Source organism: Micromonospora polyrhachis, from assembly GCF_014203835.1.
Taxonomy (GTDB): Bacteria; Actinomycetota; Actinomycetes; order Mycobacteriales; family Micromonosporaceae; genus Micromonospora_H; species Micromonospora_H polyrhachis.
In genome coordinates, this window is record NZ_JACHJW010000001.1 from 4,386,209 (window position 1) to 4,410,288 (window position 24,080).

Consider the following 24,080-nt stretch of genomic DNA (forward strand, 5'->3'; position numbering starts at 1 on the left):
AATCTTTGGCGGTGATGCTAAAGAAATCTTCACTCCTGATCCGGAGGCCATCCAATGACCGGTCACCTGTCCCGCCGGGACGTCATGCGTGGTGCGGTACTCCTCGGCGTCGGCACCGCCACCGGCGGACTGTCGCTCGCCGGTGCCGCGCCGGCCCTCGCCGTCGAATCACCCACCATCGCCAGCTGCGCCACCTGGGGTGCCCGCAACCCCTCCAGCCCGCTCAACGTCATCTCGTCCTCGCCGGACAAGATCCTCATCCACCACACGGCCAGCGCGAACGTCAGCGACACCTCGCTGTCGTACGCCTACTCGTTCGCCCGTACCGTCCAGGGCTGGCACATGGACGGCAACGGCTGGGCCGACAGTGGCCAACACTTCACCATCAGCCGGGGTGGGCACGTGATGGAGGGCCGGCACAACAGCCTCAGCCGACTGCGGGCCGGCAGCGGGATGGTCGTCGGGGCGCACTGCCCCGGCCAGAACGACAAGGCCATCGGGATCGAGAACGAGGGGACCTACACCTCCGCCACCCCGCCGGCCGTGCTCTACAACAAGCTGGTGCAGTTCTGCGCGTACATCTGCGAGCAGTACAACATCGCCCCGACCCGGATCTACGGTCACCGCGACTACGTGGCCACCGCCTGCCCGGGTGACGTGCTCTACGCCAAGCTGCCGCAACTGCGCTCCGACGTCGCCGCCGCGCTCGGCGGCACCACCCCGCCGGCGTTCAGCGTCGTCGTCGACAACATCACCGCCGGTCGGTTCACCGCCAGTGCCAACTGGCTCACCTCCAGCTACTCCGCCGAGCGGTACGGCGCGGACTACCGGTACGCCAACCCGCAGGCGATCAGCGACGCCGCCTACTACAAGGCGAACATCCCGGCCGAGGGCAACTACCGGATCGAGGCCTGGTACCCGGGCATTGCCGGCTACAACACGGCCACGCCGTACGTCGTCCTCGCCAAGGGCGGCAACCAGACCGTCATCGTCGACCAGAGCACCGGAGGCGGGGCGTGGAAGACGCTCGGCACCTTCACCCTCACCGCCGGTGACAAGGACGTGGTCGGGGTGAGCCGGTGGTCCAGCGCCACCGGATACGTCATCGCCGACGCCGTACGGATCACCCGCGTCTGACCAGGTCGGCAACGCCCACAGCGGAAAGGTGGGCAAGCTTCACGACGGCTCCTGAGCCGGACCGGGCAGACGGTAAGGTCAGCCGCATGGCAGAGGTGCTCGACGCTGAGGCGGTGCGCAGTGAGCTGGACGGGTTGACCGGCTGGACCGGCAACCCGGCCGGCATCTCCCGTACCGTGGAGTTGGCGGGATTTCCCGACGCGATTTCCCTGGTCGACCGGGTCGCGGTGGTCGCCGAGGAGATGGCCCATCATCCGGACATCGACATACGCTGGCGCACCGTCACCTTCCGGTGCGCGACCCATTCCGTCGGCGGAGTGACCCGACGGGACATCGAGCTGGCCCGTCGTATCGACGAGATCGCCCAGGGAGCAGCGTGAGATTCGAGATCAGCAAGGTCCTGGACGCGATCGAGGGCCGGGTCTGCACCGATCCCGCGCTGGCTCGGGCGGTGCTCGACCTGGCCGACGTGGTCCGGTACGTCGACCTCGACGGGGGCCGACCGGCCAGCCTGTTGCGGCTCGGCATCACCATCGACGCGCTGGGCCGGCAACTCCAGGAGGACGGCGCACCGGTCTACGCGGTGGTGCACCGGGGGTTGCTCTCCGACGCCGACCTGACCTCCAACGAGCGGATGGTGATCCGCCGCTGGGCCGACGACGGCCTGGTCGAGGTCCTGGACCACCACCCCGCCGACCGGATGCTTGAGGTGGCCGACCTGCTCGGCCTGCCGGTACTCAGCCGGCAACGTTTCGACGGGCTCGCCGGGCGCTTCCCGTGGGTGACCGAACCGGGGCGGGTGCTTGCCCCGATCTCCAGCGCGAATGGTCCCACCCTGAAGGCCCGAGTGGGCGTCAGCGTGCCCACCGCGGTCGGCCCGTCACCGACCGGTGCCAAGCTGCTCGCCCGCATGTGGCGCTGCCCCGAGCTGGGATGTGCCCTGTTCGGCGGGGGTGGGGGCGGTGCCTTCGCCGATCTGCGGGCCGAGCGAGCGCCGTACGGCCAGCCCCCGCCGAGCCTGCGTACCGGGGTGCCGACCTGTCCCCGGCACGAGCGTCGGCTCTCCGACGTCGGTCCGCGCCCCAGGATCGAGGTGCTCGCCGTACGGATCGGTGGGCAGATCCGGCGGCGGTTCGTGGTCGCGCCCGACGAGCAGGTGGTGGTGGGCCGGGCACCGGAGCAGTCCGACGGCATCCGGCTCGGCCAGTGGCTCAACGACGAGGCCCGGCGCTGGATCAGCCGCAACCACGTCAGCTTCGAACTGCGGGGCGGCGACCTGGTCGCCCGGGACGTGAGCACCAATGGTTCGGGCATCCGGCCGGGTGGCTCGATGGACGAGGCGCAGCGGGTGGCCCTGACCAATCAGCAGGCTCGGGCGCTGGGCACCGGCGACATCGTGGAGTTGTACCCGGGCGTGCAGATCGGACGGGCGGCGAAGATGACCTCCGGCGGCGACTTCAACCCGACCTCGGTCATGGCCGAGGCTCCCACCATGGCGATCCGCCTCAACCGGTAACGGCCTCCCCAGGATCCGCGCACTTGCACGGAAAGTGTGGCTACTCGCGCGCGAACAGCCACACTTTCCGTGCAAGAGTGCCCGGGGTGGGGACGAGTGTCCGGGCGTCAGCCGCGCAGTACGGCGGCCAACTGTTCGACCGCGTGGTCCAACTCCTCGACGGTGACGACCAGCGGCGGAGCCAACCGGATGGTCGAACCGTGGGTGTCCTTGGCCAGGATGCCGCGCTCGGCCAACCGCTCACACGCCTGCCGGCCGGTCATCAGCGCCGGGTCGATGTCGATCCCGGCCCACAGGCCCCGGCCGCGTACCGCCAGCAGGCCCTGGCCGACCAGCTTCTGCAACGCGGTGTGCAGGTGTACGCCCAGCTCGGCGGAGCGCCGCTGGAACTCCCCGGTGGCCAGCAGCCGGACCACCTCGGTCGCCACCGCACAGGCCAGCGGGTTTCCGCCGAAGGTGGAGCCGTGCTCGCCGGGGCGCAGCACCCCGAGCACCGACCGGTCGGCGGCCACCGCCGACACCGGCACGATGCCCCCGCCCAGCGCCTTGCCGAGCAGGTACATGTCCGGTACGACGTCCTCGTGGTCACAGGCGAACGTCGTACCGGTCCGGCCCAGCCCGGACTGGATCTCGTCGGCGAGGAAGAGCACGTTCCGCTCGGTGCACACCCGACGTACGCCGGAGAGGTAACCGGCCGGCGGGACGACCACGCCCTGCTCGCCCTGGATCGGCTCCAGCAGTACGGCCACCGTGGTGTCGTCGATCGCCTCGGTCAACGCGGCCAGGTCGCCGTACGGGACGATCCGGAACCCGGGGGTGTACGGCCCGAAGTCGTCGCGGGCGTCCGGGTCGGTGGAGAAGCTGACGATGGTGGTCGTACGCCCGTGGAAGTTGCCGTCGGCGACCACGATGGTGGCCTGGCCGGATGGCACGCCCTTGACCTGGTAGCCCCACTTGCGGGCCACCTTGATGGCGGTCTCCACCGCCTCCGCCCCGGTGTTCATCGGCAACACCAGTTCCTTGCCGCACAGCTGCGACAGCTCTTGGCAGAAGGCGGCGAACTGGTCGTGGATGAACGCGCGGCTGGTCAGGGTGAGCCGGTCGAGCTGGGCATGGGCGGCGGCGATCAGCGCCGGATGCCGGTGCCCGAAGTTGAGTGCCGAGTAGCCGGCCAGGCAGTCCAGGTAGCGCCGGCCGTCGACATCGGTCAGCCAGGCGCCCTCGGCTGATTCGATGACCACCGGTAACGGGTGGTAGTTGTGCGCGGTCCAGCGTTCCGCGTCGCGCACCGCTGACGGGGTACGCAGGGTGTCGTCCGCCGTCGGGGTACGCAGGGCGTCATCCACGATCATTTGCTTGCCTCTCCTTTACGCAACGTCAACGTGCAGCACTTCGGGCCGCCGCCGGCTTTGTGCAGCTCGGACAGGTCGACGCCGATCGTCTCGTAGCCCCGGTCGCGCAGCGCGCCGGCCAGCGCGGTGGCCTGGCGGGGCAGCACCACGTGCCGTCCGTCGCTGACCGCGTTGAGGCCGAACACCGCCGCGTCGGCGGCGGTGGCCAACACCGCGTCCGGGAAGAGCCGCCGCAGCACCGCCTGGCTGCCGGGGGAGAAGGCTTCCGGCAGGTATGCGACGTTCCGTTCGTCGAGAACGCAGAGCGCGGTGTCCAGGTGGTAGTAGCGCGGGTCGACCAGTTGCAGCGTGATCACCGGCCGCCCGAAGACCTCCTGGAGGTGGGCGTGCTCGGCGTGGGCGGTGCGGAAACCGGTGCCGGCGAGTAGCAGGTCACCGGCGAGCAGCAGGTCGCCCTCGCCCTCGTTGACGTGCTTGGGGTCGTACATCTCGAAGCCGGCACGCTCGAACCAGGCCCGGTAGGCCGGTGCCTCGTCCGCGCGCTGCGGGTCGCGGAACTGCACCGCCAGCGCCCGACCGTCGATGACGATCCCACCGTTGGCGGCGAAGACCATGTCCGGCAGGCCGGGCAGCGGTTCGATCTCCTCGACGTGGTGCCCCAGATCGAGGTACGTCTGACGCAGCGTCTCCCACTGCCGGACGGCGAGCGCGGTGTCGACCGGGGCGGTGGGATCCATCCACGGGTTGATCGCGTATTCGACAGCGAAGTACGTCGGCCGGCACATCAGATAGCGCCGACCGGTGGCGTCCAACGTCATTGGTCCTGCCCCCATGGGATCGGACGCGCCCGGCCACGGCATGGCTGCGGGCTGGCGTCCCGATCCACGCTATTCCGGGGCGGGCGGCGGGAACCACTGGTGAGACTTGCGTGATGACGCGGAACGTTGCGTCTGGATGCGGTCTCACCGTCGGTTCGTTGCGTCCAGCGGAAGCCGAACCCGCTTCGAGGGACATCGCGGACTCGTTTTCGAGGAACATCGCGGACTCGCTTCGAGGGGCGGCCCGGACATGTTTCGAGGGGCGGCTGCGCTGCCGCCCCTCGAAGATGTGCGCTCGGTCGGTGAACCACCTGTACCTAGTCGCTGGAGCCGGTGAACCACCGTTCCGAGATCAGTAGTTGCCCGTCAGAACCGGTTCACAAACTGTGAGTCAAGCCACTCCCGGAACCGCAGCACGGTGTCACCGTCCATCGTCGGCCAGCCGAACTCGCCGCTGACCGCGAGTACGCCGATGAGTAGCGCGCCGAGGCCGAGCATGAGGCCGATCAGGGCATCGGTCTTGCCGGCCACGTGGCGGCGGCCGGTGGCCGAGACCCCGCCGATGCTGAACAGCAGGGCGAGGACACCCAGGCCGATGCCGTACCCGGCGAGGGTGCCGGTGAGCACGAAGAGCGCCGCCGCCACGCCGAAGATCAGGCCGAGAGTGGCGAGCATGCTGGCCCGGGGGCGAGGGCCAGCGGGTACGACCCGTTCGGTGCTCGGGTCGACCTGCGGCCCCCGGTCGACGTCCGGCTTCCGGGGAACGTCCGTCGTCCGGTCGGTAGCCGGCCGGCGGTCGGTCTCTGGCCGGCGGTCGTCCACGTCGACCGGTCGCGCCCGACCGGCCGTACGTGTATCGGTGGTGCGTGTCTCCGTGGTGCGGGCGGGGGCGGTCGTCGTACGCGATTCGGGGGTTCGGGTCTTGGTCGTCGGTGTGGGATCGGGGCGGTCGGTGACCGCTACCCGCCCACCGTCGCGGGTCTCGTCGGTGCGAGTGACGGTCTCGGTGGTCGACCGCTCATCGCTGGCGACCTGGCTGCCGGCCCGGGTGGGCGCCGTCTCCTGGTTGCGCGAGAACGAGGGAATTCTGACCATGGTTCACCTCCTGAGCCGAGCGTGGGTGCCGTGTCCGGTGGCGCCTACGCGGGGGACCACATCGCTGTACCCCGATGCGATGGGGGTCACACCTGTCCGTGGAGGGTGCAGCTCGGTACAGCCCGGTTCGGGAACCAGGTGCAGCGGCAACGGCCACGCCGGGTCGGCTGTCACGATCGGACCATGACTGCCAACGTTGAGGCCGCGACTTGGTCGTTGCACGGAGTGGCGCTGGGCGGCGCGTTTGGCGAGACGTGGTTCTTCCGGCCCGCCGAGCAGATGCGGCGGCTTGTCGATGACCGCTCGTACCACCGGGACCTTGGCTGTGGACCGATGACACCGCGATGGCCATCTCGCTTTACCGGACGCTGCGCGATCACGGACAGGTGGTCCAGGATGAGCTGGCCGACGGGTTCGCCAGCGAATACGCCGCCGATCCGTATCGCAACTACGGCCTGGCCATGCCCCGACGAGGTGATCACGACCCTATGGACGTTAAAACCGACTGGTTAGGTCCATAGCATCATGATCACCAAGGTCGAAGGGGCAAGGCGGGCTGCCCAATCCCGCGAGCCGGACACGGTCACGACGTTGCCGGAGCCCCGTCCGCGCGATGGGTGGTTGACGTCGACCTGGGTAGCGGTACGGCGATCGCCGGTCCGGCTGGGTTGATGCGTACCCAGCAGGTGTCCGGGTCGCCGCAGGTCGGGCAGCACCCCTGGTGGTCGATCGTGTGCTCGGTGACCAGGTCGTAGGTGCTGACCAGCACGTCGGTGGCGCTGTGCGGCAGCGGCTCTGCGGGGTGGCGGATCCAGCCGAGGAATCGGTTGTGTAGCCAGCCGGCCGGAATGTAGTCGAGTTCGGGGGCGGCCTCCACGAGTTGACTGGCCAGGTAGATCGACAAACTGATCATTGCCCCCTGGTATTCGGCGAACAATTCTCGTCGTTTCGTCGGGCAGGGCCAGTCGGCATCGCAGCCGGTGCAGGTCCAGTAGGGGCGTAGCGGGTTGTGCCAGCTCATTCCTGCTCCTCTGGGTTGGGCCCAACTCATTTCTGCTCCTCCGGGGTGGGCCAGTGTTCGCGGCTGATCGGTATCCGGTGCCGGGCCTGGCAGGGCAGGTCTGCGCCGCACGTACACCTGTGTGCCAGCGGGAGCGGACGGTGCCGGCGGGCGAAGGTCATCGCCGCTGCGGAGAGGTATTCCTCGTAGGAGACGCGCCGTTTCATTCCGCCCTCCCGGGAATCGTCCACCGCTGACTTCTTTTGTTTATCGAGTTTCTGTCCGTGCCGCTGTCTTGCGCAATGGATTCCGGCTTCATAACCTCAATTGCCGGTGTTAACCGAAGCCCGCGGAAAGGCTGGTGAGGGGATGATTCCTATTTGTTGCACGAGGGAATGGGAGATGTTGCATCGTGGATGAAACATCGGGTTCCACCGTCCCGAGGCGACAGCTCGGGCGGCTGCTCACCCAGCTCCGCGAGGAGGCGGCGGTCACGCTCGACGCGGCGGCCGAGGAGTTGGACTGCTCCCGGCAGAAGATCTGGCGCATTGAGAAGGGCCTCGTTCCGGCCCGGGTCATCGACGTACGGGCGCTCTGCACGCGCTATGGCGTGGCCGAGGAGGTGACCGAACTCGTACTCGGGTTGGCGCGGGAGACCCGGGCCACCGGCTGGTGGCACTCCTACGGCAGCGCCGTGCCCACCTGGTTCTCGCTCTACGTAGGCCTGGAGGAGCGGGCCCGGCAAGTGCGGATGTACAACGGCGAGCTGATTCCCGGCCTGTTACAGACCCGGGCCTACGCCACCGAGCTGTTCCGCCGTAAGTCACCGACGATGCCGCCGGAGGAGCGGGAGAAACTGGTGACCGTTCGGTTGCAGCGGCAAAACGTGTTGACTCGCCGACTGCCACCGGCCCCCACCCTCCGGGTGGTGCTGAGCGAGGCGGTGTTGCTCCGCTCGCCACTGGACCGGGCCGGGATGGGAGACCAGTTGCGGCATCTGTTGGAGGCGGGCGACCGCGACAACATCTCCATCCGGGTGCTGCCGCTCGCCGCCGGGCCGTCCCTGGCCAGTGAGACCGGTGCCTTCGTCATCCTCGACTTTCCGGCCGCCTTCGGCCGGGTCGCCACCGAGCCGACCACCATCTACGTCGAGGGCATCACCGGCGCGCTCTATCTGGACAAGCCGGCCGAGGTGGCCGCCTATGCGTACGTCTGGTCGGACCTGGATTCCCGCGCCCTGGACGAGAGACAATCAGCCAGGCTGATTGGCGAGACCATAGGAGAGCGCTATGCCTGACCTGAGCGGTGCCCGGTGGCGCAAGTCCACCCGCAGTGGCGGTAGCGGCGGAGAGTGTGTCGAGGTGGCCGGCAACCTCGTCGGGGTCGTCGGTATTCGGGACAGCAAGGACGTTGCCGGTCCGGTGCTGGCGGTCGAGCCGAGCGCCTGGACGGCGTTCCTGAGCGGCGTGAAGTCCGGCCGTCTGGCCCGGTGACGATTGTCGGGGCCGCCGGACGGGTTGCCGGCGGCTCCGACCATATTGACGACAATGAAAGACCGGGGCACGCTGAGCAGCAGAGCTTCTCGTTCCGGGCGCGAGACCATCAGCAAGGCCGATCGGCGAGATCGTAGGAGGGCACTATGCCTGACCTGAGTGGTGCGAAGTGGCGCAAGGCCACCCGCAGTGGTGGCAGCGGCGGAGACTGTGTCGAGGTGGCCGGCAACCTCGTTGGTGTGGTGGGCATTCGGGACAGCAAGGACGTTGCCGGTCCGGTGCTGGCGGTCGAGCCGAGCGCGTGGACGGCGTTCCTGGCCGGGGTGAAGACGGGCCACCTGATCCACTGATCCGGGGTTGGCGTTGTCAGTCGATCATATGGACGGTGATCGTCTGGGCCACGGGCGTCAAGCAGAAGACGGCATAGGCCGCCGAGAAGGCGATAGCCGCCAGGCACCAACGGATCATTCGAGCGGTGAGCACCCGGCGGTACCTGGCCAACGTAACGAGTCCGGTGAGCGCCAAGGGAATCGCGAGCGCCGGTCCGAGTAGCGTGATGACAAATCCCGGTACGCCCAGCAGCCAGCCCGGCACGATCCACAGCCAGGTCGGGGGGTAGGGACGTGGGCTCCAGAGGTACGGGACTACGGCGGCGGCGAGGTAGGCCGCCACCACGTAGAGCTGGACGCCGGTGAGGGCCCGAAGCAGCCTGACCGGCGTCCAGCCGCGCTTCTGGCCGGTCTCGACGGGGAGCATCTGTGCCGTGGTCGACTTCCGGCTGCGGCCCGCTGCCCAGAACAGATACTGCCGGCGTGCGGTTGTTACCTCCTGAGCCATGGTGACCAGGTCTCCCATCCACTCGTTCTGTTGCCGCTCACGTACCCTTGATTGTCGTGCCTGAAGGACATGTGATCCACCGCCTGGCGACGCGACACCGTACGTTGTTCGCTGGCGACAAGGTGCTGGCCGCCAGCCCGCAGGGCCGGTTCGCCGAGGGCGCGGCGCTACTCTCCGGATCGATCCTGGACGACACCGAGGCATGCGGCAAGCACCTGCTGCACCACTACGACAACGGGCTGAGCCTGCACATCCACCTCGGGCTCTACGGCAAGTTCGCCGACGGCGACGGCGAGCCACCGGAGCCGGTCGGCCAGGTACGTCTCCAGTTGGCCAGTGACCGGCACTGGCTGGAGTTGCGCGGCCCCACCGTCTGCGAACTGCTCTCCCCGCCCGAGGTCGACGCCTTGCGCAACCGGCTCGGCGTCGACCCGCTGCGCGCCGACGCCGACCCGACCGCCGCCTACGCCCGGATCGGGCGCAGCAACGTCGCCCTGGCGGGGCTGCTGATGGACCAGTCGATCGTGGCCGGCACCGGTCTGATCTTCGTGACCGAGGTGCTGTTCCGGGCCGGTCTGTCGCCGACCCTGCCCGGCCGGCAGCTCACCCCGACGGCGTGGGCGACGATCTGGGCGGATCTGGTCGAGCTGATGGGCGCGGCGGTGGATGTCGGGCACATCGACACGGTCCGCCCCGAGCACCTGCCGGAGGCGATGGGTCGCCCACCGCGCGTCGATCCGCACGGTGGCGAGGTGTACGTCTACCGTCGCGCTGGCCTGCCCTGCCACGTCTGCGGCACGGAGATCCGTCAGGGCGAACTCGCCGGGCGCAACTCGTACTGGTGCCCCACCTGCCAACCACCCTTCGACGATGAACGCTAGATGCGGCGCTTTCGCGCCCCGCGGCGTCCCCGCGTCGGGTGACGACCACCGGGAAACACACGGTCAACTGGCCTTGTATGTGAGGTATTGACCCTTCGGCCAGCTGTGGAAGTGGTTGAGCTCGGACGCCTGACCGCTGCAGTCGGGGGTCCGGTAGCCGGAGACGCTACCGAAGCCGCCGCTCCAGGCGAGCAGCCAGGTCGCGTCGGCCGGGACCTGACGGCAGACATCGTCAGGTGTGGCCTGCCTGCCGACCACTTCGGTGGGGTAGCTCGAGTAGAAGACCAGGCCATTGTCGGGGCTTTGGACCGGCTCTCCAGCGGCTGCGGGCGACGCCGGTAGCGTCGCGGTCAGCGTGGTGATCAGGGCGGCGGCGAGACCTGCGGCGATCCGGCTGACGGGTTTGCGCATGAGTGTCCTTCCGGGACGGCGTTCGGGGACGAGACCGAAGCTCGGTTCAACCCGGGGGTAGAGGCCGAAAGCTCGGCTCTCAGCCCAGGTGAAGGATGATCTGCATCGATGCACAATCTACTCGGAAAGTGCCGGTGTCAACCAAACGAAGGCTGCGGTCGACGTCGGGGGATTGCGATGAACGCCGGGCTGGCCGGAGTGGCATGAGTCCGCATCCCGCGATCGTCACGCGGTCACGCTCTACGGTTCGCGGGCTTCCGCCAGGTACTTGATGTGGGCTGCCCGCTGCCTTAACAGTCGGCGCAGATACGGAACGATCAGTGCCCGGGTCACCACCGTGCCCAGCAGCCCTAGGGTCATGCGCCAACGCAGCCCGAAGTGGCGGGCGCGGAAGGTGACCTCGTCCCCGAGCGCGAGCTGGCGTCGACCGCTGCTGGTCGTGGCCGTCTCCTGGCTGGTGCGCACGGATGCGGTGTGAACGTCCACATCAAGTTCCAGGTCGAAGACCACGCTCGGGGCAGCGTCGATGACGGACACGACCTCGATCAGCGCCGGCACATCGGGAGCCTAGCGTTACGCAAAGCCCCGACGGGCATTCGTGATACGACCGGGCACAGTTCGAGCGCCTGTTCGCTGTCCAGGCGGCATGGGGAACCCACGTCGAGGTTAGTTAGGCTCCCCTAAGACTGACTCTCTGGCTGGAGCACGAACCTATGGGCAGTACCGCACCGCGCACCGAGGGCACCTTCGAAGGGCTGAGCCGCCCGACCGGGCCAAACGATGTCTTCGACGTGCCACGCAGTCCGGTCGTGCCGCCGCACCGGCCCCGGCCGTACCCGTTGCCGGTCTGTACCAGCCCGCGCATCACCGCGTTGGCCGCCGCCGTTGTCGACTTGGACGAGTCGGCGACGGCAGCGGCGGTCGCCTCGTTCTGGGCGCAGGTCGCGGTGGAAGGTACGCCACTGGTCGAGTCGGACGGCACCGATCACGTGGTCACGTTCCTGTGGCGGGATGATGCGGCACAGTCGGTCGTACTGCACCTGAACAAGTTGACCGACTTCCACGACCTGCGGCAGAGCACCATGCGCCGGCTGCCCGGTACGGACGTGTGGCACCTCAGCTACCGGATGCCGGGCACCTGGCGGGGGAGCTACACGATCGGCCCGCTGGACGTACCGGTGTCGGAGTTCGACCCGACCGGCGCGCCCGACCGTACCCTCTGGCAGCGGCTACGGTCGGCGACGGTGACCGACCCACTCAACCGGTTTCCACTGGCGGACGGACCCGACGGGCCGGTGCTGTCGACGGTGAGTTTGCCCGACGCGCCCGCCCAGCCGTGGCTGGCCCCGCGACCAGGCACACCGAGCGGCACCATCACGGTGCACCGGTTCGAGAGCGTCGCGCTCGGCGGTACACGTACCGTCCGGCTCTGGGCACCGCCCGGCGACGGGCAGGCTGACCTGGGCGGGTACGGCGACGGGCAGGCTGACCTGGGCCAGCGCGGTGACAGGCAGGCTGACCTGGGCCAGTGCGGCGACCTGGCGGTGGTGGTCCTGCTCGACGGCGACCTCTGGGGCGACCAGGGTGCCCTCGGCTCCACTCTGGACAATCTCGTTGCGGCGGGCCGCATCCCGCCGACGGCGGTGCTCATGGTCGATCCGGTCGACATGCCCACCCGTACGCGGGATCTCGCCTGCAACCCGTACTTCGTGGACTTCCTCGTCGACGAGTTGCTGCCCTGGGCAGGTCGGCGGGTGCCGATCACCGTCGACCCGGCCCGTAGCGTCATCGCCGGTCAGAGCCTGGGTGGGCTCACCGCCGCCTACGCGGCACTGCGCGCACCGCACCGGTTCGGGGCCGTACTGTCGCAGTCCGGCTCGTTCTGGTATCCCCGCGACGACTGGTTCGCCACCCGGGTCGCCGGGACGGCAGCGGTCCGCGACATCCGCTGGTACCTCGAAGTCGGCACCCGGGAGTGGGACCTGCTCGACCGGACCCGGCAGCTCCGCGACATCCTGCGGGCCGCCGACGCCCCCGTCGACTACCACGAGTACGACGGCGGCCACGACCCGGTCTGCTGGCGAGGCGGCCTGGCCGACGGCCTGATCGCGCTGGTGGGTCGCGCCTGACCGGCGAGGTTTGGGTGCATCCGTTGTCGTCGGGGCAGCAACGGGTGTTCACAAACCTGGTGACCTGCCCGCGCCGCTGGACTCTCCCACGATGGGAGAGCCGACGATAAGGGCATGCCCGAGGAGTTACTGCCCATCGGCCGCTTCGCCCGGATGTGCCGGCTGAGCGTCAAGCAGCTACGGCACTACGACGATGTGGGACTGCTGCCGCCGGCACACGTCGACCCGGTCACCGGCTACCGCTACTACCGCCGTGACCAGGTACGCGACGCGCTGGCGGTCGCCCTGCTCCGTACGCTCGACGTGCCACTGGCGGCGATCACACAGACGCTACGGGGTGACGGGAGCGCCCAGACCGCCGCCCTGCGCGCCGAGCGGGACCGGTTGGAGGCGCGGCTGGTTCGGCAGCGGAACACCCTTCAGGCACTGGAACGGCTGCTCCGCGACGGGCTACTGCGGCAGGAAGTCGGCCTGACCCGGGAACCGCCCCGACGGCTGCTGGTCGTCCAGACCGTATGCGCAGTGGACGAGATCGGTACGGCGGTCGCCGGATGCATGACGCAGTTGTCGAGCGTGCTGCCCGGCCTGCCGTGGACACCGCCGATGTGGGGGCTGTTTCCGGTCGACGTCGACGGGCGGTTGCGGATCGCCGTCGGCGTGGAGAGCGCCGCCGACCCGGTGGGCGGGATGACGGTGGAGCACCTGTCCGGGGGACTGGCCGCCGTCGCCACCCACGTTGGCCCGTACGAGCACCTGACCCTGACGTACCAGGCGATCTTTGCCTGGATCCATGAGCGGGGGCTGCGCCCCCATGGCCCGGTACGCGAGGCGTACCTGGCCGATCCGACAACGAGCGATCCGGCGCAGTTGGCGACCCGGATCGTGATCCCTATCGAGGATGAGGACGAATGCTGAACACGGACTTCAAGAAGGTGCACAAGGATCTGTACGGCGCGACGACCGAGCCGGCCGTGGTGGACGTACCCCCGTTGCCGTTCCTGGCGGTCAGCGGTGCTGGCGATCCGGACGGGCCGGTCTGCCAGGCGGCGGTCGAGGCGCTGTACGGCGTCTCCTACTCGGTCCGGTTTGCCCTGAAGAATGCGGGCATCGTGGAATATCCGGTGATGCCGTTGCAGGGGCTGTGGTGGGTCGACGGCGGGTGGGACATTACCGAGCGGGATCGGGATGACTGGCGGTGGACCATGATGATCATGCAGCCGCCGCAGGTCACGGCGGAGCTGGTGGCGCAGGGCATCGCCGCGACGGCGAAGAAGAAGCCGTCGGCAGCCGTGGATCAGCTTGAGCTGCGCGAGTACGCCGAGGGGTCGGCCGCGCAGATCCTGCACATCGGACCGTACGCGGACGAGCGGCCCACGATCGAACGGCTGCTCGCCTTCGTGGCGGAACAGGGTCGGCAGGTCTCCGGCCTGCACCACGAGATCTACCTGTCGAATCCCGCCCGCACCGCAGCCGAAAAACTGAAGACGATCATCCGCTATCCGGTGATGGCGGTGACCTCGTCGGTGTCGGGATCGGCATCGGCGTCACCGGTGGCATCGTCTGTGTCTGCGTCTACGTCTGTGTCGGCCTGAGGTTTGGGTGCATCTGTTGCTGCTGGGCGGGCTGTTGCGAAATGAAGTTGGGGGGTGTTAGCGGGTGCTGGTGGTATTCGGGGTTTGATGTTGTTGGGGCCTGTGGGGTGTGGCCGGCGGGTTGGGGTGGTTCGTGGACTGGCTGCGCTATGCCTTGCCGGGTAGGAGATGGCCGGTGGTGCGGAGGGTGTGTACCAGCCGGTTGATGTTGTAGGTGGCGCAGATGAACTTCCATTCGGCGGTAGCACGGTCCAGACCGCGGCGGGTGAGGGTGCGGATGCCTGTGTTGTGTTTGATGTGGCCGTGGGGGGTCTCGGCGATGTGTCCGCGTTGGCGGTAGGTGGCGATGCCTTCGGGGGTGCGTAACCGCTGGGCCATCTGCTGGACCGGATCGGTGTGGTGGGGCTGGTCGGGATCCGGTGGCGGGTCGGCGGGTTGGGTACGGGCCGATTTCTCCACGTCGTGGCTTTTGCCGGTGGCGATGAGCCGGTCGGGTCCGGCGGCGGTGAGATTCTCCTCGGACAGGTAGCCGGCGTCCATGACCATTGTGCCGATCCCGTTCGGGTGGCGCGGACAGGATCGGCGGGTCGCACCGGTGGCCGGCGAGGCGGTTGGTGTTGGCGGTGAGTCCTGGCTGTCTTTTGGTGGGCAGGTGCAGGTCAGTTGCGCTGCTTCGGCCTGGTCGCGATGGGCACCGGTGATGAGGTTGGCGGCGTCTTCGGCGGCGGCCATCATCGGCTTTGCCTGTTCAACATCACCGGTGTCCTGGGTCAGTTCGGTGGCGATGATCAGATGGTCGGCCGAGACCACGTTTTGCGGGTTGTAGCCCTGGATGAACCCGGACTTGGTCGGCATGAGCCGACTGTCCGGGTCGGTGACGTTACGCACCCGCGGCCGTTGATCGGCCACCTGGCGTTCCCGCTCGGCCGCCCGCGCCAGCGCCTTGTCCAACCACGTACGCGCCCGCACGACCGCGAAGTGTTCATCGACCGGGCGGGGCCGCGCACCGACCAGCCCGCTACCCGTCGCGGCGATCTTGTCGGCGTTGCGCTGCTCCCACTCGGCGATCGTGGCTTGCCGAGCGGCGATGGCCTGTTCCAGCCGTAGCCTGGCCGAGGCAACCTCCGCGTTGACCGGCACGTTACCGCGGATACGCTCACCGCGACGTTGACGCTGCAGATACTGATCCGCCTTAGCCCCAGCCTCGGCCTGTCCGGCGGTCCGCTCGGCCTCCAGCTCGGCCAATGCCCGCCGCAGCCGCGGCCCACGACAGCGCTCATCGGCCAACTCCTCGGGCAGCTGGTCACCGCCGCAGGCGCCGCCGAACAGCGCATCCTCGGCCGTGTCCGTGGCCCGGTGCTCGGCCACCGCCTCGGCGGCCACCTCGGCCAACTCGGCGCGAATCCGTTCCTCGCTGCGGTTGGCCTTCATCGACGCGTTCGCGCCGATCTTCATCCCATCCAGCGTGATCGTCTCCAGCCGCCCCATCCCCGCCTTCGCGCACAGCAGCAGCACCTCGGCGAACAAGTTCTCCACCAACTGCGGGGCCATGTCAGCGAACCGCCAGATCGTCGTGTGATCCGGCACGTCCTGCGCGCAGATCACCCGGAACCCCACGTCCTCCCAGCACAGCCGCTCAATCCGCCGTGACGAGCGGATCCCCCGCGCGTAGGCATAGAACAACAATGTCAGCATCATGTCCGGGTCGAAGCCCGCCCGACCCACCCCACCCGTGCGACACCGGGCATGTATCTGCGTGGTGTCCAACAGCCGCACCGCCTCGATCAGCACCCACACCGGATGATCAGCCCGCAGCCACTGCCGCATATCCGGCGGCATCAGAAACTGTTGATCACGATCAACGGGTCGGTACCCCTTTGCCATACCACCATTCTATCTAAATATGCACAAAAAGGAGATCAACCGCCCCCAACTTCATTTCGCAACAGCCCGCCCAGCAGCAACAGATGTTCACAAACCCGGTCGCCAGCCGGCTGCTTCGAGGGCCGCGCGGACCTGTGCGACGACCTGCGCCGCCCGCCGCCGTACGTCGAAGGCGGCAAACCGGAGAATCCGGTCACCGGCTATCCAGATCTCGTTCTGTCGGCGTAGGTCCGCAGCCCAGTGCCGGGCGTCCAGGTGGTGTGCCCCGTCCACCTCCACGTGCAGCCGCCACCGCCTCCAGTAGACGTCGAGATAACGTGTACGGCCGCCGGCGTCGACTCGTCGTTCCTGCTGGTCAGGAACAGGTAGCCGATGCCGGCGGCAGAGCCGGATGAAATCGATCTCGGACAGCGCCTCCGCGCCGCCCGCGATGTCGGCCACCGTTAGCCGCAACAACCCGCGTCGCCGGGTCTTGGGCATCCGCTCGATCACCGCCCCGATCTCGGCCGGGGTCGCGCGGCGTTGCTGGCAACCGGCGGCGACGATCGTCTGTGCCTCGTCGTCGGTACCCGCCCACTGCGCCGCGTCGACCAGCGACCGGGCCATCGTGGTGCGATCCGGGCGGCCCCGCTGCCGGTCGTCCGCCGACAGTTGCCGGGTACGTCGTACCCGGACCGCAGGCAGCTCCACCGGCATCCGGCTCAGCAGGTCGGGGGCGCGTCGGTCGTACGGGATGAGCACGTCGATCCGGTCGGACCGCCAGTTGCCGCGCAGCCCGCCAGCCCGTGCGGCGGCCAGACCGGCCAGGATCGCCCCCTCCCCGCTGGCCAGTACGGCGACCCACCACTGCTGCTCGCGGGTGAGCGGGCCATCGTGCGTCAGCAGTACGCCCCGGCACACCCGACGCCAGCGTCCCGTGGCCAACAGATGGCGCACCTTGCCGGGGCTCAGCTCGGTCATAGCCTGTCGCCAGGTCAGCGTGCCGGCCTGCTCGAACAGCAACCAGTCCAGCGAGGACGCGTCATCGTGGGGAAGCCGCATCCGGCGATGCAACACCGCTTCGTGCGCGATCAGTGTCGTCCCAGCGACATGGACGAGCACATCACCCGACACTTGCGCCACGCGGGAGTCATCGCTCGCCTGATCGCGGGCGGTGAGATCCGGTGGTGATGCCGGTGGTGATGCCCGGTGGTGACGGTGCCCTGCGGTGGTGATGCCGGCGGTGATGTCCGGTGGTGATGGTGGCCGGTGGTGGTGTCCGAAAACCGCCAGACGACCTCTGGTGCGGGCAGCCAGACTGGCTGTCATGACCAACAACCAGTCGGAGCAGGCACTGCTCTTGCGTCAACTGCACGACGGCCGCCAGATCCTGGCGCTGCCCAACGCGTGGGACGTGGCCAGCGCGTGTCTGATCGAGGCCGCCGGGGCGAAGGCGATCGCCACCACCAGCGCGGGTGTCGCGTGGAGCCTCGGTGCCGCCGACGGGGACCAGCTCGACCGGGACCGGGCGCTGGACCTCATCGCCCGGGTCGTCGCCGCTGTCGACGTACCGGTCACCGCCGACATCGAGAGCGGCTACGCGACGGATCCGGCCGGGGTGGCCGAGACGATCCGTGGCGTACTGGCTGCCGGGGCGGTCGGCGTCAACCTCGAAGACGGGCCGTTCCTGTCCCGTCCGGTCGAGGAGCAGACCCAGCGGATCGCTGCCGCCCGACAGGCAGCCGATACGGTGGGCGTGCCGATGTTCCTCAACGCTCGCATCGACACCTACCTGCGCCAGTACGGTGACCCGGCCGACCGGTTCGCCGCCACTGTGGAGCGGGCGGCGGCCTACCTCGCAGCCGGCGCGGACGGGATCTTCCTACCCGGGGTGGTCGACCAGGAGACCATCTCGGTGCTGGTCAAGGCGATACCGGCCCCGGTGAACGTGTTGGCCGGTCCCGGTGCCCCCACCGTCGACGTGCTGGCCGAGTTGGGGGTGGCCCGGGTCAGTCTCGGTGCCGGGATTGCGAGCGCGGCGTACGCGTTGGCCCGGCGCAGCGCAGAGGAACTGCTTGCCACCGGGAGCTACTCGACGCTCGCCGACACCGTGGACTACGGCGATCTCAACGCGCTGGTGGGCGGTCGCCCCTGACGGTTGGCGGTTAGGGGGTGGCGGCTAGGAAGGGGCCCTTCCTTACCACCTCAGCCGGTGGCTTCCACCGCCTCCATGGCCTTGCGGGCGGCGATCAGCACCGGATCCCAGACCGGGGCGTACGGCGGTGCGTAGCCGAGGTCGAGCCCGGTCATCTCGTCCACCGTCATCCGGTTCCACAGCGCCACGGCCAGCGCGTCGATTCGCTTGGCCGCCTCGGACCGGCCGACGATCTGCGCCCCGAGCAGCCGTCCGCTGCGCCGCTCGGCGATGAGTTTGACCGTCATCGGGGCGGCCCCCGGGTAGTAGCCGGCCCGGCTGGTCGACTCGACCCGTGTGGTGACGAACTCGAAGCCGGCGGCGGTGGCTTCGCGCTCCAGCAGGCCGGTACGCGCCACCTCCAGGTCGCACACCTTGGTGATGGCGGTGCCGAGGACCCCGGGGAAGGTGGCGTAGCCGCCGCCGATGTTGATGCCGGCCACCCGGCCCTGCTTGTTGGCGTGCGTGCCGAGCGGGATGTGCACCGATTGGCCGGTGACCCGGTGCAGCGACTCGACACAGTCGCCGGCCGCCCAGACCCGTTCGACGTCGGGCACCCGCATCCGCTGGTCGACCCGGACCCCGCCGGAGAGGCCGAGCGGTAGGCCGGCTTCGGCGGCGAGTGCGGTATTGGGTCGTACGCCGAGGCCGAGGACCACCACGTCGGCCGGGATCTCCCCGGCGTCGGTCAGTACCCCGGTGACCTGCCCGTCCTTCGCGGAGAGACCGGTGACCGCACATCCGGTACGCACGTCGACGCCCAGCCCGACCAGCGCGTCCCGGACCAGCACGCCCATGTCCGGGTCCATCGTGGACATCGGCTGCTCGCCCCGGTCGACCAGGGTGACCGACAGACCGTGGTGGAGCAGGGCCTCGGCCATCTCCACCCCGATGTAGCCGCCGCCGACCACCACCGCCTGCCGGCACCGCAGCCGGTCCGACGAGGGTGACCGTCGAGCGGTCCCGTCCAGCCAGTCGATTAGGGCCGCGCCGTCGTCCAGGGTCTGTACGCCGAAGACGCCCTGCGTGTCCGCCGTACGGGCCCAGTCCGGATGGGTGGGGGTCGCGCCGGTGGCGTACATCAGCAGGTCGAAGCGTTCGCGCACCTCGCCGCCACTGGTCAGGTCCCGGGCGACGACCTCCCGCCGGTCCAGGTCGATCGCGGTGACCTCGTGTCGCAGCCGTACGTCGATCTGGTGCTTGTCCCGGAACGTCGCCGGGTCACGGGCGATCAGGTCGTCGCGTTCGGGGACCTGCCCCCCGACCCAGTACGGGATGCCGCAGGCGGAGTACGACGTGAAGTGACCACGCTCGAACGCGACGATCTCCAGGCCGTCCACTTTGCGGCGTCGCCGCGCCTGCGAGGCGGCGGCCATCCCGGCCGCGTCTCCGCCGATCACGATCAGCCGTTCCGTCACGGTGACATTCTCCCTCAGGGAGCGGTCAGGTCTTGCTAATGCGCATTAGCCAGGGAACTTACCCGCGAACGAAGTTCTCGTCCAGCTCTTGACAGCTACCCGGAGCGCGCAGCAGTATCCCTGGATACCGATCCGGTTATACGTATTAGCGCTGTTGATCGAAAGGCCTGACCACTGTGACTCCTGCCTCCCGGCGCGTTACCCAGCGTGACATCGCCCGGCTTGCCGGTGTCAGTCAGGCGACGGTGTCCCTGGTGCTCAACAACCGGGCCGACACCGAGGTGCGGATCGCCCCCGAGACCCGGGAGCGCGTGCTGCGCGCCATCCAGGAGACCGGCTACGTGGCCGACCCGGTCGCCCGCCGCCTGGTCTCCCGGTTCAACCGCATCATCGGCGTCTTCACCTACGAGCCCGCCTTCCCCAGCGGCAGTCGGGACTTCTTCCACCCGTTCCTGGTCGGCATCGAGGAATGTGCCGAACGGGTCGGCTGCGACCTGCTGCTCTTCACCAGCGCGCCGGTGGTCGACGGACGACGTCGGATCTTCCACCAGGACAACCGGCTCCGGCTGGCCGACGGCTGCCTCCTGCTCGGGCGGGAACTCGACGCGACGGAGCTGCGCCGGCTCAACGACGACGGCTTCCCGTTCGTGGCGGTCGGTCGACGCGACGACGCCGGTGGGCCGGTGCCCTACGTCGGCGCGGACTACGCCGACGCCGTACGGCAACTCGTCCGACGGGCCCACGGGTACGGGCACCGCCGGATGGCGTACCTGCGGATGGGAATGGCCGCCGAGTCGGCCGCCGACCGCCGCCAGGGCTTCGCCGACGAGATCGGGTCAGCGGGCAGCGGCATCGAAGTCGGCACCGACGGCCGTACCGTCGACGAACTGCTCGACCAGGTGCTCGCCGCCGACGCCACCGTGGTCTTCGTCGAGGACTTCGCCGTCATGGTGGAGCTTGAGCGCGCCGCCCGCCGGCGTGGCCTGGCCGTACCGGGGGACCTGTCGATCCTGGCGCTCGGCGACCCCACGGTCCCGGTGCCCAGCGACGTCGCCTTCACCGGCTTCCTCATCCCGCGCGAGGAGATGGGCCGCCAGGCGGTGGAGGTACTGGTGGCGATGGTCAACGGCGGCCCGGCCGGTGGCGGCACCGGCGTAGGCGGCCCGGCCGGTGGCAGTACCGGCGTGGGCGGCCCGGCCGGTGGCAGCCCTGACGGCAGTGGGGTGCAGCAACGGCTCCTGCCCTGCGAACTGGTCGAGGGCAGCACCCTCGGCGCACCTGATCGGACGGTCGGCCGCAGCTGAGCGGCGACCGGACTACTGGAAGGAAGCAAGTGGCACAGATGCGTGCGGACGTCCTCGTCGTCGGCGGCGGACTCGGCGGGGTCGCGGCGGCCCTGGCGGCGGCGCGGGCCGGTCGGTCGGTCGTACTCACCGAGGAGTTCGACTGGCTCGGTGGGCAGCTCACCAGCCAGGCCGTCCCACCGGACGAGCACTCCTGGATCGAGCAGTTCGGCGCCACCGCCAGCTACCGGGAGCTACGCAACGGGATCCGCGACTACTACCGGCGGCACTACCCGCTGACCGCCCGGTCCCGTGGCTGGACCGACCTCAACCCGGGTGCCGGCTGGGTCAGCCGGCTCTGCCACGAGCCCCGGGTCGCGGTCGCGGTGCTGGAGGAGATGCTGGCCCCGTACCGGGGGTCGGGGCGGTTGACCGTGCTCCAGCCGTACCGTCCGGTGGCGGCCGAGACCGACGGCGACCGGGTCGTCGGCGTCACCGTCGCCCACCGCGACCGGGACGAGCGGATCGACATCACCGCCCCCTACATCCTGGACGCCACCGAGACCGGTGACCTGCTGCCGCTGACCGGCACCGAGTACGTGACCGGCTTCGAGGCGCAGTCCGAGACCGGCGAGCCCAGCGCCCCGGCGCAGGCGCAGCCGATGAACATGCAGGCGGTCTCGGTCTGCTTCGCGCTCGACCACGTCGACGGCGACCACACCATCGACCGGCCGGCCAACTACGACTTCTGGCGGGACTACAAGCCGGACTTCTGGGGCGACCGGCTGCTCTCCTGGCGCTCGCCGCACCCGCGCACGTTGGAGATCGTCGAGCGGAGCTTCACCCCGAACCCGGACGACGACCCACTGAGCGTCAACGCCGACCAGCGGCTCAACCCCGGGGACGGCAACCTGTGGACGTTCCGGCGGATCGCCGCCCGGCGCAACTTCGTCGACGGCGCGTACGCCAGTGACATCACCCTGGTCAACTGGCCGATGATCGACTACTTCGAGGGTCCGGTCATCGACGTGCCGAACGCGTCCTGGCACCTCGCCCAGGCCCGGGAGCTGTCGTACTCGGTCCTCTACTGGATGCAGACCGAGGCACCGCGTCCCGACGGTGGCACCGGGTTCCCCGGACTGCGGCTCCGGGGCGACGTCACCGGCAGCGCCGACGGGCTGGCCCAGGCACCGTACATCCGCGAGTCGCGGCGGATCCGCGCCGAGTACACCGTCGCGGAGCAGGACCTGTCCCTGGCCGTACGCGGTGACCGGGGCGCGGTGAACTACCCCGACTCGGTCGGCGTCGGCATGTACCGCATCGACCTGCACCCCTCCACCGGCGGCGACAACTACATCGACGTCGGCTCGTGCCCGTTCGAGATTCCGCTCGGCGCGCTGATCCCGAACCGGGTGGAGAACCTGCTGCCGGCCGGCAAGAACATCGGCACCACGCACATCACCAACGGCAGCTATCGGCTGCACCCGGTCGAGTGGAACGTCGGCGAGGTCGCCGGCCTGCTCGCCGACTTCTGCCTGGCGCGGGGCGAGTCGCCGCGCGCGGTCCGCAACACCCCCACCCTGCTGGCCGAATTCCAGGACCGCATCACCGCCGCCGGCGTGGAACTGCGCTGGCCGCAGATCGCCGGCTACTGAACCACCGTCGAACTGCGCTGGCCGCAGATCGCCGGCTACTGAACCACCGGTCGGCTACTGCACCAACTGCGGGCAACTGAATTGCACACCCCCGAACGAGGAGACATACCGTGAAGACAGGAAAGGGCCTGCGCGTCACCGCTGCCGCGCTGGCCGGGATGGTCGCCCTCGCTGCCTGTGGCGGCGGGGACGATGCCGCCGACAGCGGCCCGGCCACCCTGCGGATGACGGTCTGGACCGCCAACGAGGCGCACCTCAAGCTGTTCAACGAGATCGCCGACGAATACAAGAAGACCCACTCGAACATCGCCGAGATCAAGTTCGATCCGCTGCCGTTCGACAACTACACCACCACGCTGACCACGCAGATCGCCGGCGGCAACGCCCCCGACCTGGCGTGGATCTTCGAGAACTCGGCCCCCGACTTCGTCTCCTCCGGCGCGCTCCTGCCGCTGGACGAGACCCTGAAGAAGACCGAGGGCTACGGGTACGACGACCTGTCGCCGGCCACCCTCAAGCTGTGGCAGGACGGTGGGAAGCTGTACGCGTACCCGTTCTCCACCTCGCCCTTCGGTGTCTTCGTCAACACCGACCTGCTCAAGAAGGCCGGTCAGAAGACGCCGGCCGAGCTGATCGCCGCAGGCCAGTGGAACTGGACCAACGCGTTGGCCGCCGCCTCGGCCGCCAACGCCGCCACCGGCAAGGCCGGCATCGTGATCCGGGACTTCGACTACAAGGGCTGGGACAACCTCTCCACCTACTTCACCGGTTGGGGTGCCCAGGCGTGGAGCGCGGACGGCAAGACCTGCGGCTTCACCTCCCCGGAGATGGTCGACGCGATGACCACGCTGCACAAGGCGATCTTCGTCGACAAGGCGATGCCCGGCCCGGGTACGACCGCCGACTTCTTCGCCGGTGAGGCGGCCATGACGGTCACCCAGATCTCCCGTGCCTCGCTGCTCAAGAAGGACGGCTTCGGCTGGGACCTGGTGCCGCTGCCGGCCGGTCCGAAGGGCAACTACTCGGTGGTCGGCCAGGCCGGCCTCGGGGTGCTGAAGAAGAGCAAGCACGCCCAGGCGGCGGCCGACTTCCTGGCGTACTTCACCAACGCCACCAACTCGGCGAAGCTCGCCCAGTTCTTCCCGCCGCCGCGCCAGTCGCAGCTGACCGCCGAGACGCTGGCCAAGACCAACCCGACGCTCACTCCGGAGCAGCTCCAGAAGGTCGTCATCGACGGCATCACCAACGGGGTCGTCAAGCCCAACCACGCCGGCCAGGCCGAGTTGAGCCAGCAGGTCCGGGCCAGCCTCGACCCGCTGTGGAAGGCGGACGCCGACGTCAAGGCGGTACTGGACGGCGTCTGCACCAAGATCCAGCCGTTGCTGGCGAAGTAGGGACTCCCAGAC

Annotated in this window: 26 protein-coding genes; 15 read left to right on the plus strand and 11 right to left on the minus strand. The window is 69.1% G+C overall.

Features of this window, described 5'->3' with window-relative positions; all coding sequences use genetic code 11:
- The first annotated feature begins 54 nt into the window (after positions 1 to 54).
- The 3 genes from FHR38_RS19275 to FHR38_RS19285 all read left to right on the plus strand — a co-directional run bounded on the left by FHR38_RS19275 (position 55) and on the right by FHR38_RS19285 (position 2,653).
- The gene (locus FHR38_RS19275; RefSeq protein ID WP_184535980.1) at positions 55 to 1,137 is read left to right on the plus strand and encodes a golvesin C-terminal-like domain-containing protein; all 1,083 of its coding nucleotides are present in this window, start codon (positions 55 to 57) and stop codon (positions 1,135 to 1,137) included.
- A gap of 86 nt (positions 1,138 to 1,223) precedes the next feature.
- Positions 1,224 to 1,517, plus strand: coding sequence for a 4a-hydroxytetrahydrobiopterin dehydratase (locus FHR38_RS19280; protein WP_184535982.1), 294 nt, complete (start codon positions 1,224 to 1,226; stop codon positions 1,515 to 1,517).
- On the plus strand, positions 1,514 to 2,653 hold the full coding sequence (locus tag FHR38_RS19285) for an FHA domain-containing protein (protein ID WP_184535983.1): 1,140 nt from the start codon (positions 1,514 to 1,516) through the stop codon (positions 2,651 to 2,653). Before FHR38_RS19280 ends, FHR38_RS19285 begins: the two co-directional genes overlap by 4 nt.
- Positions 2,654 to 2,760: 107 nt before the next feature.
- Here FHR38_RS19285 and rocD read toward each other — a convergent pair whose 3' ends face one another.
- The 3 genes from rocD to FHR38_RS19300 form a co-directional block, all read right to left on the minus strand.
- Entirely contained in the window at positions 2,761 to 4,005 is a 1,245-nt protein-coding gene (gene rocD, locus FHR38_RS19290) for an ornithine--oxo-acid transaminase (RefSeq protein ID WP_184535984.1), read from the minus strand.
- Positions 4,002 to 4,817 carry a dimethylargininase gene (gene ddaH, locus FHR38_RS19295; protein ID WP_184539915.1) on the minus strand — a complete coding sequence of 272 codons (816 nt, stop codon included), beginning with the start codon at positions 4,815 to 4,817 and terminating at the stop codon, positions 4,002 to 4,004. Before ddaH ends, rocD begins: the two co-directional genes overlap by 4 nt.
- A 372-nt stretch (positions 4,818 to 5,189) precedes the next feature.
- Positions 5,190 to 5,918, minus strand: a complete 729-nt coding sequence (locus FHR38_RS19300; protein ID WP_184535985.1) for a thrombospondin — start codon at positions 5,916 to 5,918, stop codon at positions 5,190 to 5,192.
- A gap of 344 nt (positions 5,919 to 6,262) precedes the next feature.
- On the opposite strand from FHR38_RS19300, the gene FHR38_RS19305 reads away from it, so the two are divergent.
- Complete coding sequence (locus tag FHR38_RS19305) at positions 6,263 to 6,439, plus strand: hypothetical protein (RefSeq protein WP_221449086.1); 177 nt, start codon at positions 6,263 to 6,265, stop codon at positions 6,437 to 6,439.
- A gap of 62 nt (positions 6,440 to 6,501) precedes the next feature.
- On the opposite strand, the gene FHR38_RS32355 is transcribed toward FHR38_RS19305, so the two are convergent.
- Positions 6,502 to 6,939: a hypothetical protein gene (locus FHR38_RS32355; RefSeq protein WP_246446624.1), complete on the minus strand. Its 438-nt coding sequence runs from the start codon at positions 6,937 to 6,939 to the stop codon at positions 6,502 to 6,504.
- A 26-nt stretch (positions 6,940 to 6,965) separates the two neighbouring features.
- Positions 6,966 to 7,169 (minus strand): hypothetical protein, encoded by a 204-nt coding sequence (locus tag FHR38_RS19315; RefSeq protein WP_312882276.1) that lies wholly within the window; start codon positions 7,167 to 7,169, stop codon positions 6,966 to 6,968.
- Between the two features lie 161 nt (positions 7,170 to 7,330).
- Here FHR38_RS19315 and FHR38_RS19320 point away from each other — a divergent pair, with 161 nt between their 5' ends.
- From FHR38_RS19320 to FHR38_RS19330, 3 genes are all read left to right on the plus strand, one after another.
- The gene (locus FHR38_RS19320; RefSeq protein ID WP_184535988.1) at positions 7,331 to 8,215 is read left to right on the plus strand and encodes a helix-turn-helix domain-containing protein; all 885 of its coding nucleotides are present in this window, start codon (positions 7,331 to 7,333) and stop codon (positions 8,213 to 8,215) included.
- Positions 8,208 to 8,411: a DUF397 domain-containing protein gene (locus FHR38_RS19325; RefSeq protein WP_184535990.1), complete on the plus strand. Its 204-nt coding sequence runs from the start codon at positions 8,208 to 8,210 to the stop codon at positions 8,409 to 8,411. Before FHR38_RS19320 ends, FHR38_RS19325 begins: the two co-directional genes overlap by 8 nt.
- Positions 8,412 to 8,557: 146 nt before the next feature.
- The gene (locus FHR38_RS19330; RefSeq protein ID WP_184535992.1) at positions 8,558 to 8,761 is read left to right on the plus strand and encodes a DUF397 domain-containing protein; all 204 of its coding nucleotides are present in this window, start codon (positions 8,558 to 8,560) and stop codon (positions 8,759 to 8,761) included.
- A 16-nt stretch (positions 8,762 to 8,777) separates the two neighbouring features.
- Here FHR38_RS19330 and FHR38_RS19335 read toward each other — a convergent pair whose 3' ends face one another.
- Positions 8,778 to 9,248 carry a hypothetical protein gene (locus FHR38_RS19335; protein WP_184535993.1) on the minus strand — a complete coding sequence of 157 codons (471 nt, stop codon included), beginning with the start codon at positions 9,246 to 9,248 and terminating at the stop codon, positions 8,778 to 8,780.
- 56 nt (positions 9,249 to 9,304) lie between these two features.
- Between FHR38_RS19335 and FHR38_RS19340 the strand changes: the two genes are divergently transcribed.
- Positions 9,305 to 10,129 carry an Fpg/Nei family DNA glycosylase gene (locus tag FHR38_RS19340; protein ID WP_184535994.1) on the plus strand — a complete coding sequence of 275 codons (825 nt, stop codon included), beginning with the start codon at positions 9,305 to 9,307 and terminating at the stop codon, positions 10,127 to 10,129.
- A 63-nt stretch (positions 10,130 to 10,192) separates the two neighbouring features.
- On the opposite strand, the gene FHR38_RS19345 is transcribed toward FHR38_RS19340, so the two are convergent.
- Both FHR38_RS19345 and FHR38_RS19350 read right to left on the minus strand, forming a co-directional pair.
- A complete protein-coding gene (locus FHR38_RS19345) occupies positions 10,193 to 10,540 on the minus strand; it encodes a hypothetical protein (RefSeq protein ID WP_184535996.1) in 348 nt (115 codons plus the stop codon).
- Between the two features lie 240 nt (positions 10,541 to 10,780).
- Entirely contained in the window at positions 10,781 to 11,098 is a 318-nt protein-coding gene (locus FHR38_RS19350) for an SRPBCC family protein (protein ID WP_312882277.1), read from the minus strand.
- A gap of 155 nt (positions 11,099 to 11,253) precedes the next feature.
- Between FHR38_RS19350 and FHR38_RS19355 the strand changes: the two genes are divergently transcribed.
- The 3 genes from FHR38_RS19355 to FHR38_RS19365 all read left to right on the plus strand — a co-directional run bounded on the left by FHR38_RS19355 (position 11,254) and on the right by FHR38_RS19365 (position 14,261).
- Positions 11,254 to 12,669 (plus strand): enterochelin esterase domain-containing protein, encoded by a 1,416-nt coding sequence (locus tag FHR38_RS19355; protein ID WP_184535997.1) that lies wholly within the window; start codon positions 11,254 to 11,256, stop codon positions 12,667 to 12,669.
- 114 nt (positions 12,670 to 12,783) lie between these two features.
- Entirely contained in the window at positions 12,784 to 13,584 is an 801-nt protein-coding gene (locus FHR38_RS19360) for a MerR family transcriptional regulator (protein WP_184535999.1), read from the plus strand.
- Positions 13,578 to 14,261 (plus strand): GyrI-like domain-containing protein, encoded by a 684-nt coding sequence (locus FHR38_RS19365; RefSeq protein ID WP_184536001.1) that lies wholly within the window; start codon positions 13,578 to 13,580, stop codon positions 14,259 to 14,261. The genes FHR38_RS19360 and FHR38_RS19365 overlap by 7 nt, the downstream gene beginning before the upstream one ends.
- A 147-nt stretch (positions 14,262 to 14,408) precedes the next feature.
- Here FHR38_RS19365 and FHR38_RS19370 read toward each other — a convergent pair whose 3' ends face one another.
- Both FHR38_RS19370 and FHR38_RS19375 read right to left on the minus strand, forming a co-directional pair.
- Complete coding sequence (locus FHR38_RS19370) at positions 14,409 to 16,145, minus strand: transposase (RefSeq protein WP_184534137.1); 1,737 nt, start codon at positions 16,143 to 16,145, stop codon at positions 14,409 to 14,411.
- 87 nt (positions 16,146 to 16,232) lie between these two features.
- On the minus strand, positions 16,233 to 17,186 hold the full coding sequence (locus FHR38_RS19375; RefSeq protein WP_246446627.1) for an endonuclease domain-containing protein: 954 nt from the start codon (positions 17,184 to 17,186) through the stop codon (positions 16,233 to 16,235).
- A 265-nt stretch (positions 17,187 to 17,451) separates the two neighbouring features.
- Between FHR38_RS19375 and FHR38_RS19380 the strand changes: the two genes are divergently transcribed.
- Positions 17,452 to 18,279 carry an isocitrate lyase/PEP mutase family protein gene (locus tag FHR38_RS19380; RefSeq protein ID WP_184536003.1) on the plus strand — a complete coding sequence of 276 codons (828 nt, stop codon included), beginning with the start codon at positions 17,452 to 17,454 and terminating at the stop codon, positions 18,277 to 18,279.
- A gap of 50 nt (positions 18,280 to 18,329) precedes the next feature.
- Here FHR38_RS19380 and FHR38_RS19385 read toward each other — a convergent pair whose 3' ends face one another.
- Positions 18,330 to 19,736 (minus strand): FAD-dependent oxidoreductase, encoded by a 1,407-nt coding sequence (locus FHR38_RS19385; RefSeq protein WP_184536005.1) that lies wholly within the window; start codon positions 19,734 to 19,736, stop codon positions 18,330 to 18,332.
- 176 nt (positions 19,737 to 19,912) lie between these two features.
- On the opposite strand from FHR38_RS19385, the gene FHR38_RS19390 reads away from it, so the two are divergent.
- From FHR38_RS19390 to FHR38_RS19400, 3 genes are all read left to right on the plus strand, one after another.
- Positions 19,913 to 21,040 (plus strand): LacI family DNA-binding transcriptional regulator, encoded by a 1,128-nt coding sequence (locus tag FHR38_RS19390; protein WP_184536006.1) that lies wholly within the window; start codon positions 19,913 to 19,915, stop codon positions 21,038 to 21,040.
- 38 nt (positions 21,041 to 21,078) lie between these two features.
- A complete protein-coding gene (locus tag FHR38_RS19395) occupies positions 21,079 to 22,674 on the plus strand; it encodes an FAD-dependent oxidoreductase (protein ID WP_184539923.1) in 1,596 nt (531 codons plus the stop codon).
- Positions 22,675 to 22,784: 110 nt separating this feature from the next.
- Positions 22,785 to 24,068 carry an ABC transporter substrate-binding protein gene (locus FHR38_RS19400; protein WP_312882279.1) on the plus strand — a complete coding sequence of 428 codons (1,284 nt, stop codon included), beginning with the start codon at positions 22,785 to 22,787 and terminating at the stop codon, positions 24,066 to 24,068.
- Positions 24,069 to 24,080: the final 12 nt, after the last annotated feature.